Raw genomic sequence first — 12,777 nt, 5'->3', positions numbered from 1 at the left:
TGCCTTAGATATCGGTGCCGATGCGCTTGTGTTCCAGACGTGCCTGGCCATCGATGGCTTCCTGCTGGTGGGGATGGATCGCCAGGCTGGCGCGATAGGCCGCCAGGGCGCGGGCGTCGTCGCCCATCTCCTCCAGCATGGCGCCCAGCTGGGTCAGCGCCGCAAAGTGGCGCGGCTCCAGCTCCAGCGTGCGGCGCAGGTCGGCCAGCGCGGGCCCGAACTGGCCCGCCGTCGCATAGGCCGCGGCCCGCGTCTGGAAGCCTGCCGCAAAGTCGGGGGCATGGTCGGTCAACGCGGTCAGATGACCGATGGCCGAGGGGATGTCCCCCATGTCCAGCGCCGCCTCTCCCCGCTGCAGCAGCAGGTCCATCGCCGGGGATCCGGACCGCGACCATTCGCGCAGGATGTCGCTTTCCGCGATGCGCCAGCCCTCGCCCTCGGGCTGAGCCAGGCGCGCGAAGGCGTCGTCCAGCCCCTGGCCCGCGGCCGCGATCGGTACCACGCTTGCAATAACCACGAAAATCGTCAGAACTTTGTGACGCAATGCCGTGACGGCAGAGTGGAAATTCAGGCGGACCGCGTTCATATGTCTGGTGTAGCCCAGGCCGCAGGTCGGGCGCCAGACAAAGCGCACCAGGAGACGTGAAATGAGCGAAGTCGTGACCAAGGCCGTCCAGAAGCTGGGCGAAAAGATCGACAGCTTCGATTCTGTCGCAAAGTTCGTCATCACCGGCGAAGGCGCGATCATGATCGACGAAGACGGCGTGCGCGCCGGCGACGAGGATGCCGAGGTGACCCTGACGGCCAGCCGCGAGACATTCGAGGGCATCCTGAACGGCGACGTGAACCCCGCCACCGCCTTCATGATGGGCAAGCTGAAGATCGACGGCTCGATGGGCGTCGCGATGCAGCTGGGCCAGAAGCTGTCCTAAGCGCCCGCGTGCAGCAGGCACCCTTCCATCAGCTTCCGGACGACCGGTCGCAGCCCGCCCGCGCCTTCTGGGCGCAGGCCGGCGATGGGGTCCGCCTGCGCATGGCGCATTGGCCCGCGGATGCGGCACGCGGCAGCGTGCTGCTGTTCCCCGGGCGGACCGAATATATCGAGAAATACGCCCCTGTCGCCCATCGCCTGATGGCCGAGGGTTACGACGTCCTGTCGATCGACTGGCGTGGTCAGGGCATGTCGGACCGCCTGCAGCCCAATCCCCGCCCCGGCCATATCCGCGATTTCGCGGATTACCAGCACGACGTGGTCGAGATGATCGTGGCGGCGGAACAGCTTGACCTGCCCCGGCCGTGGCATCTGCTGGCACATTCGATGGGCGGCTGCATCGGGTTGGCCGCGCTGGAGGGCGGCATGGCCGTGCAGAGCGCGGCGTTCTCCGCGCCCATGTGGGGCATCAATCTTCGCCGGATGCAGCAGGGCGTGGCCTTGGGCATCGCCTATCTGGCCGGACGCGTGGGGCGTGGCGGCCTGACGGCACCGGGCAGCGGAGGGGCGGCGACGACCTATCCTCTGGACGAAAGCTTCAACGCCAATCTGCTGACCAGCAACGGTGACGAATGGGCGCGCCTGGTGCGCGAGGCCGTGGCCTGGCCCGACCTGACCATCGGCGGTGCCACCTTCGATTGGGTTGGCAAGGCACTGAACGAATGCGCCCGCCTGTCGCGCATTCCATCGCCCGACATGCCGATGCTGGTGTCTGTCGGCAGCGACGAGAGGGTCGTGTCGCCGCAGGCTATCCGGGACCGTGCCGCACGCTGGCCGCAATCGGAACTGCTAACCATTCCGGGGGCCAAGCACGAAATCCTGATGGAGAAGGACGCGCTGCGCGACCTGTTCTATGAGGCGATGCTGGCCCGGTTCGAGGCCAGCTGACACGAAACGGACCGGGGGCTTTACGCCCCCTGCCCCGTCAGGACTGGGCGCTTTTCCGATCGGACGGCGTGCTGATGCTGGGCATGCGCAGGCGGATCCGCTTCAGGCGACGCGGATCGGCATCCACGACCTCGAACTCGGCGCCCGAGGGATGGGCAATCACCTCTCCGCGCAGCGGCACGCGCCCCGCCAGCATGAAGATCAGACCGCCAAGCGTGTCGATATCCTCGTCCTCGTCGCCAATCAGGCGCAGGCCGGTCTCAGCCTCGACATCGTCCAACGCGGCGCGTGCCTGGATCAGCCACTGGCCGGTCTTCTCATGCACCCACAGGCCGCCCTCGACCTCGTCATGCTCATCCTCGATCTCGCCGATCACCTGTTCGATCAGGTCCTCGATGGTGACCAACCCGTCGACGCCCCCGTATTCGTCGATGACCAGCGCCATGTGGATGCGCTTGGTCTGCATCTGCTGCAGCAGCACCCCGATGGGCATCGAGGGCGGGACGTACAGCAACGGCCGCAGCATCGGGCGCATGGTAAACTTGCCCCCCGCGCCGAACCCGTGCTTCAGCGCCAGGTCCTTGAGATGGATCAGGCCAAGCGGGCTGTCCAGCGTGCCGCGAAAGACCGGCATCCGTGAAAACCCGTGCTCACGGAACATCTCGACCAGATCCTCCAACGACAGGTTCGCGGGGGCGGCCACGATCTCGACCTTGGGGATGGCGACGTCATCGACCCGCATGCGGCGCAGGTTGACCAGGCCGGGGGTGCCTACGACATGGCGGTCCTGATGATCGTCGTCCGCGCCGCTTTCGGACCCTGTCAGGGCCGACAGCACGCGGCCAAAAAATCCTTTGCCATTACCGGCCTCCTTCTCCTCGGTGGCGCCACCGTCGACGGCGATCGCCGTGACCTCCTCGATGGCCGGCTGAGGAGCGGGCTCGGATAATCGGCTTTCGGAATTCATCGGTCTTTCTCCTGGTAAGGGTCTGGAATGCCAAGCCGGGACAGGATGGCGCGCTCGGTCGCCTCCATCAGTTCGGCATCGGGATCGTTCAGGTGGTCGTAACCCAGCAGGTGCAGGGTCGCATGGACCAGCAGGTGCTGGACGTGATGGTCGAAGGGCTTGCCCTGATCCTCGGCCTCGGCCGCACAGGTATCATAAGCGATCGCGATGTCGCCCAGTTCCTCCTCGTCCGGCATCTCGGGCGCCTGACCGGGATCATGCGGCAGATGCTCGACCGACGGCCATGACAGCACGTTCGTGGCCCGGGGCTTGCCGCGGAAGTCGGCGTTCAGCGCGGCGATGCGGGCGTCGTCGCAGCCCATGACGACCACCTCCCCGCCCAAGCGGTGGTGGTCCAGCGCGGCGTTGACGGCAAGGGCCGCCAGGTCCTCAAGACCGGCGGCCTGCCATCGGTCATCCTCGATGACGCAGTCGACGGAAATCTCGTCAGGCATCGTTTCTGAATGCGCGGCGGGGAACGTACTGGCCGCGCGGCTCCTCTGTTTCACCGCGGGCAAGTGCGGCGTTGTCCTCGACCTCATACGCCTTGATGATGCGCGCGACAAGCGGGTGGCGCACGACGTCATCGGCGGTGAAATAGCTGAAACTGATGCCCTTGACGTCCTTCAGGATGCGCTCGGCGTCCATCAGTCCCGACATCATGCCGCGCGGCAGGTCGATCTGGGTGCGGTCGCCGGTGATGACCATCCGCGAGCCTTCGCCAAGACGGGTCAGGAACATCTTCATCTGCATGCTGCTGGCGTTCTGCGCCTCGTCCAGCACGACGAAGGCGCGCGACAGGGTGCGCCCGCGCATGAAGGCCAGGGGCGCGATCTCAATGCGCTTTTCCTCCATCAGCTTCTGCATCTGCTTTCCGGGAAGAAAGTCGTTCAGCGCGTCGTAGAGCGGCTGCATGTACGGATCGACCTTCTCCTTCATGTCGCCCGGCAGGAAACCCAACCGCTCCCCGGCCTCGACGGCGGGGCGCGACAGGATGATCTTGTCGACATGGCCGCCGATCAGCATGGTCACGCCCACGGCCACCGCCAGATAGGTCTTGCCCGTGCCCGCAGGCCCGATCCCGAAGGCCAGCTCGTTCTGGAACAGTGACCGCACATAGGCCTTCTGTGCATCCGTGCGCGGCTCGACCGATTTCTTGCGGGTTCGCAGTTCGTAGTTGCCCTGAGCGAACATCTCCAGCTGTTCAGCCGGGGTCACGTCGGCGGCAGGTTCGACCCCCATGCGCAATGCGGCCTCGACCTCATCGGGGCCGACGGGGCGGTGCTGTTCCAGCCGCGCATATAGGCCACGAAGCAGGTTTGCGGCCTCGGACTGGGCCTCGGGGCCGCCGACCACGGCGATCTGGTTGCCGCGACGCAGGATATGGACGCCAAGTGCCTCCTCAATCCGGGCCAGATGGCGGTCGTTGGGACCGCACAGGTCGATCAACAGCCGGTTGTCGGGAAATTCAAGCAGGGTTTCGGCAGAAGCCGCGGTGACGGGTGGCGTCGGGGTCAGGCCCAAATGTCTCTCCTGGTCAATCTGGTCGGTCCATGGTGGCAAGCCGGTCGGATTCGCACAAGTTCATGCTCGTGGTAAATGGGGCGCAACTGCCCCCGTTTGTGGCAGAACGGCCAAGCCTGTGCAAAAGTTGCATCCTTATCGCGCATGATCACCGACCCCGGCGGACGGGATGCCCAGAAAACCAGCCAAGGCGGGCGCACGATCCATGTCCGCCACCGGGCCGTCATGCGCGATGCGACCATCCGCCAACAGCGCGACCCGGTCGCCGATGATCCGGCAGCTGGCCATGTCATGGGTTATGGTGATCGCGGTGGCCCCAGTTTCGGTCACGATGCCGCGGATCAGCGCATCGATGGCCCGCGCGCGGATCGGGTCCAACCCGGTGGTCGGTTCGTCGAAGAAGATCACCGCCGGGTCGTCGGCGATGGCGCGGGCCAGGCCGACGCGCTTGGCCATGCCGCCCGACAGCTGCGCGGGCATCAGGTCGGCGATGTCCGAAGCCAGCCCCACGCGCGCCAGCTTGTCCAGCGCGATGGCACGGGCGCGGCGGTCGTCCATCCGCTGGCGCAGGCGGAAGGCGACGTTCTGCCAGACCGACAGGCTGTCGAACAGGGCCGCCCCCTGAAACAGCATCCCGAACCGCGCCATGAAGCGTGCCCGGTCCAGCGGCTGGCCGTTCCACAGCACCTGCCCCGCATCGGGGCGTTCCAGCCCTAGGATGCATTTCAGCAGGACCGACTTGCCGGTGCCGGACTGGCCGATCACGCACAGGCTCTCGCCCGTGGCGACGGTCAGATCGACGCTGTCGAGGACCCGCTTGGCGCCAAAGGATTTGCTGAGGCCGCAGGTCCGGATCATTCGAAGAACAGCCCGGTCAATGCAAAGTTCGCAGCCAGGATGCCGACGGCGGCGGCGACGACCGCATTGGTCGTGGCCCGTCCGACGCCTGCCGCGCCGCGCCCCGACCGCATGCCGAACCAGCATCCCGACAACGCGACGACCAGCCCGAAGACCGCCCCCTTGATCAGTCCAGAGGTGACGTCCCACGGCTCCAGATACGCCCAGCTGTTCGCGATGTAGCTAACCGAATTGAACCCAAGCGAGGTCGTGCCCACCAGCCAGCCGCCCATGATGCCGATGATGTCGCCCGTGGCCACCAGCACCGGCATGCACAGGATCGCCGCCCACAGCCGGGGCGTGACCAGCCAGCGGACCGGGTCGGACGACAGTGTCACCAACGCGTCGATCTGTTCCGTGACGCGCATGGTCCCGATCTCGGCGGCGATGCTGCTGGCGACGCGGGCGGCAACCATCAGGCCGCCCAGGACGGGGCCCAGTTCGCGAACCATCCCGATGGCCACGATGGCCGGGACGACGTCGCCGGCCTGAAACCGCTCTCCGCCCGAATGGATCTGCAGGGCCAGCGCCGCCCCGGTGAACAATGCCGTCAGCCCCACGACCGGCAGCGACAGCCAGCCGATCTGCATCACCTGGCGCAGGATCATACGGGGTGTCCCGAACCCCGACAGCCCCCGCATTGCGAACAGCGCCACCGCCCCGATGGTCCGGGTGACGCGCAGGGCGGGTCGTCCGATCGCCCGGATGGGCGTCACAGATAGGTCCGCTGGTAGCGCAGCCCAAGCGAGGTCAGCACCTCGTATCCGATGGTGCCGGCGATGTCGGCCAGGCGGTCGATGGGTTGATGCGCGCAGATCAGGTCAAGCCGGTCGGGCACCGCATCCAGATCGGTGACGTCCACCGTGATCAGGTCCATCGACACGCGCCCGACGACCGGACAGGCCACATCGGCGGCGAACAGCTGCGCGCCCTTGCCCGACAGCGAACGCAGGATGCCGTCGGCATAGCCGGCATCGACGGTGGCGATGCGACAGTCGCGCGGCGCGTGCCAACTGGCGCCATAACCGACCATCTCTCCCCTCCGCACGTCACGGGTCTGGATCACGCGCAGCGACAGCGTGACGACGCCGCGGGCCTGCGCAAAGGGCAGCCCGCCGTACATACCCACGCCGGGGCGCACCATGTCGAAGTGATAATCCGGTCCCAGCAGGATGCCCCCGGTCGCGGCCAGCGACCGCGGCACGTTACAGCCATCCGTCATTGCGCAGAACGCGGATAGCTGCGCCGCATTGGCGGGGTGGTCGGGCTCGTCCGCGCAGGCCAGGTGCGACATGATGAAGGCCGGTCCGGCGGCCAGCGCCTCGTCCCGGATGGCGCCCCATTCGGCGGCCTCCATGCCAAGGCGGTTCATCCCGGTGTCCAGCTGGATGGCGAAGGGTTGGCCGGGGCGCATGGCGCGATCACGAAAGAATTGCGCAGGACTGTTCAGGACCGGGGTCAGCCCGGTCAGGTCCGCGCCCTCCATGTGCCCCGACAGCACGTTGATGCGCGCGTCCTGCGGCAGCAGCGGCCGGATCGCCCGTCCCTCATGCGCCAGGGCCACGAAGAAATCGCGCACGCCGGCGGCATAGAGGGCCGGGGCGACGCGGTCGGCGCCCAGGCCATAGGCATCGGCCTTGACCACGGCGGCGGCACGCGCGCCAGGCGCCAGTGCGGCCAGCGCCGCGTGATTGGCCACGATGGCCGCGATGTCGATCTGCAATCCCATATGCGTGGCTTGCCCCCCTGCCCGGCCCGCGTCAAGAGGCTGCCGCAACATGCGTTTGCACATATGCACTTAGCATGAACGGCCGCTTCTGTATTTTGCAAATTCCCCCGAATTGTCTTTGCTGCACCTGCATCGCAGTCTAGCCTGGGACACCGGATCAGGAGGGCGCGATGAAGGACATTCTGCAGCAGCTGGAAGAACGCCGACAGCAGGCCCGGCTTGGCGGAGGCCAGCGGCGCATCGACGCCCAGCACGCCCGCGGCAAGCTGACGGCCCGCGAACGCATCGACCTGCTGCTGGACGAGGACAGCTTCGAGGAGTTCGACATGTTCGTCGCCCATCGCAGCACCGATTTCGGCATGCAGGACGACCGCCCGGCAGGCGACGGGGTGGTGACCGGATGGGGCACGATCAACGGCCGCATGGTCTATGTCTTCTCTCAGGACTTCACCGTCTTCGGCGGGTCGCTGTCGGAAACCCATGCCCAGAAGATCTGCAAGATCATGGACATGGCAATGCAGAACGGCGCGCCGGTGATCGGACTGAACGATTCGGGGGGCGCGCGCATCCAGGAGGGCGTGGCCAGCCTTGCGGGTTACGCCGACGTGTTCCAGCGCAATGTGCTGGCATCGGGCGTCGTGCCGCAGATCAGCGTGATCATGGGCCCCTGTGCGGGTGGCGCGGTCTATTCGCCCGCGATGACCGACTTCATCTTCATGGTGCGCGACACGTCCTACATGTTCGTGACCGGGCCCGACGTGGTCAAGACGGTCACGAACGAGGTCGTGACTGCCGAACAGCTGGGCGGTGCGTCCACGCATACCCGGAAATCCTCCGTCGCGGACGGGGCGTTCCAGGACGACGTCGAGGCGCTGTCGGAGATCCGCCGGCTGTTCGATTTCCTGCCGCTGAACAACCGCGAAAAGGCCCCGACCCGGCCCTTCTTCGACGACCCGGCGCGGATCGAGCCCAGCTTGGACACGCTGATCCCCGACAACCCGAACCAGCCCTATGACATGAAAGAGCTGATCGCCAAGGTCGCGGACGAGGGCGATTTCTACGAGATCCAGAAGGATTTCGCGGGCAACATCATCATCGGCTTCATCCGCATCGAGGGACAGACGGTGGGGGTCGTCGCGAACCAGCCGATGGTGCTGGCCGGTTGCCTGGACATCGACAGCTCGCGCAAGGCCGCGCGCTTCGTGCGGTTCTGCGACGCGTTCGAAATCCCGATCCTGACGCTGGTCGACGTTCCGGGCTTTCTGCCGGGGACCGGCCAGGAATATGGCGGCGTCATCAAGCATGGGGCGAAGCTGCTGTTCGCCTATGGCGAGGCGACGGTGCCCAAGGTCACGGTCATCACCCGCAAGGCCTATGGCGGCGCCTATGACGTGATGGCGTCGAAGCATCTGCGCGGCGATTTCAACTATGCCTGGCCCACCGCCGAGATCGCGGTGATGGGCGCCAAGGGCGCGGTCGAGATCCTGTATCGCAGCGAACTGGGCGATGCCGACAAGATCGCCGCCCGCACCAAGGATTACGAGGACCGCTTTGCCAACCCCTTCGTGGCCGCCGAAAAGGGCTTCATCGACGAGGTGATCCAGCCCCGGTCGACGCGTCGCCGGGTGGCCCGCGCCTTTGCCAGCCTGCGCGGCAAGCGGCTGACGAACCCGTGGAAAAAGCACGACAACATTCCGCTGTGACGGACGGGGACGGGCGCGCGATGCACAAGGTCGTGAATGATGCAGCCGGGCCACAGGGGGGCGGCGCTTTGGCGCCCGCCTTCCTGCGTCCCTGTCTGATCGCAGCGGGCTTCTCTATCATGCCGCGCAGGCCGGCAGATCAACAAGCCGACCACAACCCGAGCAGCCGGGCGCAACACCGCCCGCCCTACAGGAGCATGTTTCCATGTCGAAAAAGATCATCCTCGGCCTCGTGCTGGTTTCCGCCTTCGCCGCGTGCCAGCGCCAGCAGCCTGCCGACGTCTATGTCCCGACCGCCCCGGCCGCGCCCATGGTCAACCCCGTCACGACCGAGCCTGTCTACAACAGCAAATTCGGCTAAGACGAGACGTCCGACAATTGCGCGCGGGCGGCCAGCCTGCCCGTGCGCAGCGATCCGGCCCGCGCGCCCCAGCACAGGGGCCCTGCCATGCTGAAGCATCGCGGCTTTCCCGGGCGTCTGCCCGGCACCGATTTCCAGTTCGTCATCCGGCGCGAGAATCGCAAGAAGGGCGCCACGCCCATCACGCGCCGCGAACGGTTCAAGGACCGCAGGCCCGCCGACAAGCGCGCCGATGCGGGCTTTCTTTCGGCGCTGATCGCGCATTTCGGCGACGAACCCTTTCCCCGCGGCAATCTTGATGCCGGTCGGCTGTCCTGGCTGATCGGCCGCGAGGTCAAGCCGGTGGGCCAGTTCGACCCTGCCGATTACGACCAACTGCTGCAGGTCGACATGGCCGAGGCGGAGGCCGCCTTCCCCGAGCTGTTCGTCAAGGATGCGCCCCAGGAGTTCGGCTGGGACGACCAGGACGGCTGGGACGACGACGAGGCCGACGACGACTGATGCGCAGGTTGATGCTGAACCCCTTGAAGTCACACGCATGTCAGTTTGACGCAGGCATCAGCTATGCGATAACCCCTTACCACCTCCCATCGGCCCCCGACGGGCCCATTACGACAGGTTTCTTATCATGCAGAAATTCTTCTCGCTTCGCGTTGCCGGCCTGGCCCTGGTTGCCGCCGGTCTTTCGGCTTGCGCCCCCGGCTATCAGGGCGGCGGCATCTCGCCCGACGCGCAGCGCGCCGCAGGCGGTGCCGTTGCCGGTGCCGTCATCGCGAAGGCCCTGGACGAAGACCTGGCAACCGGCGCCGCGATCGGTGCCGTCGGCGGCGCGCTGTGCGACGACGCCGGTGTCTGCCAGCGTCGCTACTGATCGCTGCGGCAACCTCTCACCCTATCGGCAGCCCGCGCCCGGCGCGGCTGCCGCCCAACCCACGGGATCTTCACCATGTCAAAATTCCTTGCCATCGCTGCCCTGGTCGGCACCACGGCCATCGCCGGCTGCACCCAAGGCATCAACCCGACCGACACTGACCGCGCGCTCATCGGCGCCGGCGTCGGCGCGACCGTCGCATCGGTCGGCGGCACCAACGTCGTCAAGGGCGCGGCCATCGGCGGCGCCGCTGGCGCGCTGTGCAACGACTTCCGTCTGTGCCAGTGACCTGCTGATCGGCGCGCCCGTCGCGCCGACCGTCTGCAAAGCCGTCCGAAGCCTTGCGCTTCGGGCGGCTTTTTCACGTTCCGTCCTGGGGGGGAGCCCATGTTCAAGAAGATCCTGATCGCCAACCGGGGCGAGATCGCCTGCCGTGTCATCAAGACCGCCCGCAAGATGGGCATCGCCACCGTCGCCGTCTACTCCGACGCCGACCGCAATGCGCTGCATGTGCGCATGGCGGATGAGGCCGTCCATATCGGCCCGGCCCCCGCCAACCAGTCCTATATCGTGATCGACAAGATCATGGACGCGATCCGCCGGACCGGCGCCGAGGCCGTCCATCCCGGATACGGCTTTTTGTCCGAGAACATGAAGTTCGCCGAGGCGCTGGAGGCCGAGGGCGTCGTCTTCATCGGCCCCCCGTCCGGCGCGATCGAGCAGATGGGCGACAAGATCACCTCGAAGAAGCTTGCGCAGGCCGCGGGGGTCAGCACGGTTCCGGGTCACATGGGCCTGATCGCGGACGCGGACGAGGCCGCGGCCATCAGTGCCCAGATCGGCTATCCGGTGATGATCAAGGCCAGCGCGGGCGGCGGCGGCAAGGGCATGCGCATCGCCTGGTCCGACGACGAGGCACGCGAGGGTTTCCAGTCCTCCAGAAGCGAGGCCGCCAACAGCTTCGGCGACGACCGGATCTTCATCGAGAAATTCGTGACGCAGCCGCGCCATATCGAGATCCAGGTCCTGGCCGACCAGCACGGCAACGCGGTCTATCTGCACGAACGCGAATGCTCGATCCAGCGCCGCAACCAGAAGGTCATCGAGGAGGCGCCGTCCCCCTTCCTCGACGAGGCCACCCGCGCCGCGATGGGTCAGCAGGCCGTGGCCCTGGCCAGGGCCGTCGGATACACCAGCGCGGGGACGGTCGAGTTCATCGTGGACGGAAGCCGCAACTTCTATTTCTTGGAGATGAACACCCGCCTGCAGGTGGAACACCCGGTGACCGAACTGATCACCGGCGTCGATCTGGTCGAGCAGATGATCCGCGTCGCGGCCGGAGAGCCGCTGCCCTTCGCGCAGTCCGACCTGACGATCGCCGGATGGGCGATGGAAAGCCGGCTGTACGCCGAGGACCCCTATCGCGGTTTTCTGCCTTCCATCGGGCGCCTGACCCGGTACCGCCCACCGGTCGAGGTGGCGGCGGGGCCGATGCTGACCGGGGGCAAGTGGCTGGCCCATGGCGCCCCCACGGATGCGGCCGCGGTCAGGAACGACACCGGCGTCTATGAGGGCGGCGAGATCAGCATGTTCTATGACCCGATGATCGCCAAGCTGTGCACCTGGGCACCGACCCGCGGTGAGGCGATCGAGGCGATGCGCACCGCGCTGGACGCCTTCGAGGTCGAGGGGATCGGGCACAACCTGCCCTTCCTGTCGGCGGTGATGGATCACCCGAAATTCGTCGCGGGCGACATCACCACCGCCTTCATCGCCGAGGAGTATCCCGACGGGTTCCACGGCGCGGCCCTGCCCGAGGACGAGATGCACCGCATTGCCGCCGCCGCCGCCGCCATGCACCGCGTGGCCGAGATCCGGCGCACCCGTATCAGCGGCCGCCTGAACAACCACGAACGCCATGTGGGCGACGATTGGGTGGTGTTCGCGGACAAGCAGGACTGGCCCGTCCGCATCACCGCCGATGCCCATGGCGCAAATGTCGCCATCGCGGGGCGCACGATCCGGGTCGAGGGCGATTGGCGCCCCGGCCAGTCACTGGCGCGGCTGGAGGTCGAGGGACGCCCCCTGGTGCTGAAGGTGGACAAGATCGCCGCCGGGCTGCGCCTGCGTGCGCGCGGGGCGGACCTGCGCGTGCATGTGCGTCGGCCCCGTGCGGCGGAGCTGGCACGGCTGATGCCCGAAAAGCTTCCGCCCGACACGTCCAAGTTCCTGCTTTGCCCGATGCCCGGCCTGATCGTGACGATCAATGTCGCCCAGGGGGACGAGGTTCAGGAGGGTCAGGCGCTGGCCACCGTCGAGGCCATGAAGATGGAGAACATCCTGCGCGCCGAACGCCGGGGCATCGTGAAATCCGTCAATGCCGCGCCGGGCGAAAGCCTGAAGGTCGACGACGTGATCATGGAGTTCGAATGATTCCCGCCCTGCCCGCCTATCTGCTGTCGGCCGGACTTGGGCTGGCGGGCGCGGCGGGCATCCTGTCGGCGGTGGCGGCGCAGACCGTGCCCCTGCTCGGCACGCAGGTGCCGCTGGCCTATCTGCTGCCGCCGATCGTCGGGCTGGCTCTGTTCCAACTGGTCTTCGGGGCATGCACCGGGCGCTGGCGCGGGTGGTGGTTCTGGGCAGCGGCCATCCCGCTGTCGGCGGTCATCTGGGGTGCGGCATTGATGGCGCTGCTGGGCGGTCATGCGTCATGGCAGGCCGCGCTTGGCGTAGCTGCTGTCGGTCACGTCGCCGCAGGTCTGGCGGCGCTGTCGCTGACACGGGGGCGCGTGGCATGATGCGCGGGG

The 12,777-nt window shown here is 67.0% G+C and carries 16 protein-coding genes; 9 read left to right on the top strand and 7 right to left on the bottom strand.

The window, feature by feature from the left end:
* Window positions 1–4: 4 nt before the first annotated feature.
* Entirely contained in the window at window positions 5–517 is a 513-nt protein-coding gene (locus FHD67_RS13820) for a tetratricopeptide repeat protein (RefSeq protein ID WP_232303246.1), read from the bottom strand.
* A 130-nt stretch (window positions 518–647) separates the two neighbouring features.
* Here FHD67_RS13820 and FHD67_RS13815 point away from each other — a divergent pair, with 130 nt between their 5' ends.
* Both FHD67_RS13815 and FHD67_RS13810 read left to right on the top strand, forming a co-directional pair.
* On the top strand, window positions 648–932 hold the full coding sequence (locus FHD67_RS13815) for an SCP2 sterol-binding domain-containing protein (RefSeq protein ID WP_042246766.1): 285 nt from the start codon (window positions 648–650) through the stop codon (window positions 930–932).
* A gap of 8 nt (window positions 933–940) precedes the next feature.
* The gene (locus tag FHD67_RS13810; protein WP_139599029.1) at window positions 941–1,879 is read left to right on the top strand and encodes an alpha/beta fold hydrolase; all 939 of its coding nucleotides are present in this window, start codon (window positions 941–943) and stop codon (window positions 1,877–1,879) included.
* Window positions 1,880–1,916: 37 nt separating this feature from the next.
* On the opposite strand, the gene FHD67_RS13805 is transcribed toward FHD67_RS13810, so the two are convergent.
* The 6 genes from FHD67_RS13805 to alr all read right to left on the bottom strand — a co-directional run bounded on the left by FHD67_RS13805 (window position 1,917) and on the right by alr (window position 7,035).
* Window positions 1,917–2,846 (bottom strand): hemolysin family protein, encoded by a 930-nt coding sequence (locus FHD67_RS13805; RefSeq protein WP_084693645.1) that lies wholly within the window; start codon window positions 2,844–2,846, stop codon window positions 1,917–1,919.
* Window positions 2,843–3,340, bottom strand: coding sequence for an rRNA maturation RNase YbeY (ybeY, locus tag FHD67_RS13800; RefSeq protein ID WP_246071301.1), 498 nt, complete (start codon window positions 3,338–3,340; stop codon window positions 2,843–2,845). The genes FHD67_RS13805 and ybeY overlap by 4 nt, the downstream gene beginning before the upstream one ends.
* On the bottom strand, window positions 3,333–4,409 hold the full coding sequence (locus FHD67_RS13795) for a PhoH family protein (protein ID WP_045999114.1): 1,077 nt from the start codon (window positions 4,407–4,409) through the stop codon (window positions 3,333–3,335). Before FHD67_RS13795 ends, ybeY begins: the two co-directional genes overlap by 8 nt.
* Window positions 4,410–4,544: 135 nt before the next feature.
* Complete coding sequence (locus tag FHD67_RS13790; RefSeq protein ID WP_139599028.1) at window positions 4,545–5,267, bottom strand: ABC transporter ATP-binding protein; 723 nt, start codon at window positions 5,265–5,267, stop codon at window positions 4,545–4,547.
* Window positions 5,264–6,022, bottom strand: a complete 759-nt coding sequence (locus FHD67_RS13785; protein ID WP_139599027.1) for an MlaE family ABC transporter permease — start codon at window positions 6,020–6,022, stop codon at window positions 5,264–5,266. The genes FHD67_RS13790 and FHD67_RS13785 overlap by 4 nt, the downstream gene beginning before the upstream one ends.
* A complete protein-coding gene (gene alr, locus FHD67_RS13780) occupies window positions 6,019–7,035 on the bottom strand; it encodes an alanine racemase (protein ID WP_139599026.1) in 1,017 nt (338 codons plus the stop codon). Before alr ends, FHD67_RS13785 begins: the two co-directional genes overlap by 4 nt.
* Window positions 7,036–7,205: 170 nt before the next feature.
* Between alr and FHD67_RS13775 the strand changes: the two genes are divergently transcribed.
* From FHD67_RS13775 to FHD67_RS13750, 7 genes are all read left to right on the top strand, one after another.
* Window positions 7,206–8,738 carry an acyl-CoA carboxylase subunit beta gene (locus FHD67_RS13775; RefSeq protein WP_139599025.1) on the top strand — a complete coding sequence of 511 codons (1,533 nt, stop codon included), beginning with the start codon at window positions 7,206–7,208 and terminating at the stop codon, window positions 8,736–8,738.
* A gap of 205 nt (window positions 8,739–8,943) precedes the next feature.
* Window positions 8,944–9,099: a hypothetical protein gene (locus FHD67_RS20480; RefSeq protein ID WP_157001723.1), complete on the top strand. Its 156-nt coding sequence runs from the start codon at window positions 8,944–8,946 to the stop codon at window positions 9,097–9,099.
* A gap of 87 nt (window positions 9,100–9,186) precedes the next feature.
* Window positions 9,187–9,600 carry a hypothetical protein gene (locus FHD67_RS13770; protein ID WP_139599024.1) on the top strand — a complete coding sequence of 138 codons (414 nt, stop codon included), beginning with the start codon at window positions 9,187–9,189 and terminating at the stop codon, window positions 9,598–9,600.
* Between the two features lie 127 nt (window positions 9,601–9,727).
* The gene (locus FHD67_RS13765) at window positions 9,728–9,970 is read left to right on the top strand and encodes a hypothetical protein (RefSeq protein ID WP_045999109.1); all 243 of its coding nucleotides are present in this window, start codon (window positions 9,728–9,730) and stop codon (window positions 9,968–9,970) included.
* Window positions 9,971–10,045: 75 nt separating this feature from the next.
* On the top strand, window positions 10,046–10,258 hold the full coding sequence (locus FHD67_RS13760) for a hypothetical protein (protein ID WP_042246739.1): 213 nt from the start codon (window positions 10,046–10,048) through the stop codon (window positions 10,256–10,258).
* Between the two features lie 99 nt (window positions 10,259–10,357).
* Window positions 10,358–12,403 (top strand): acetyl-CoA carboxylase biotin carboxylase subunit, encoded by a 2,046-nt coding sequence (locus tag FHD67_RS13755; RefSeq protein WP_139599023.1) that lies wholly within the window; start codon window positions 10,358–10,360, stop codon window positions 12,401–12,403.
* The gene (locus FHD67_RS13750) at window positions 12,400–12,768 is read left to right on the top strand and encodes a hypothetical protein (protein WP_139599022.1); all 369 of its coding nucleotides are present in this window, start codon (window positions 12,400–12,402) and stop codon (window positions 12,766–12,768) included. The genes FHD67_RS13755 and FHD67_RS13750 overlap by 4 nt, the downstream gene beginning before the upstream one ends.
* The last annotated feature ends 9 nt before the right edge of the window (window positions 12,769–12,777 follow it).

Origin of the sequence: Paracoccus haeundaensis, assembly GCF_006239215.1 — a bacterium.
Classification (GTDB): Bacteria; Pseudomonadota; Alphaproteobacteria; order Rhodobacterales; family Rhodobacteraceae; genus Paracoccus; species Paracoccus marcusii.
This window is presented reverse-complemented; position numbering and strand designations above follow the sequence as displayed.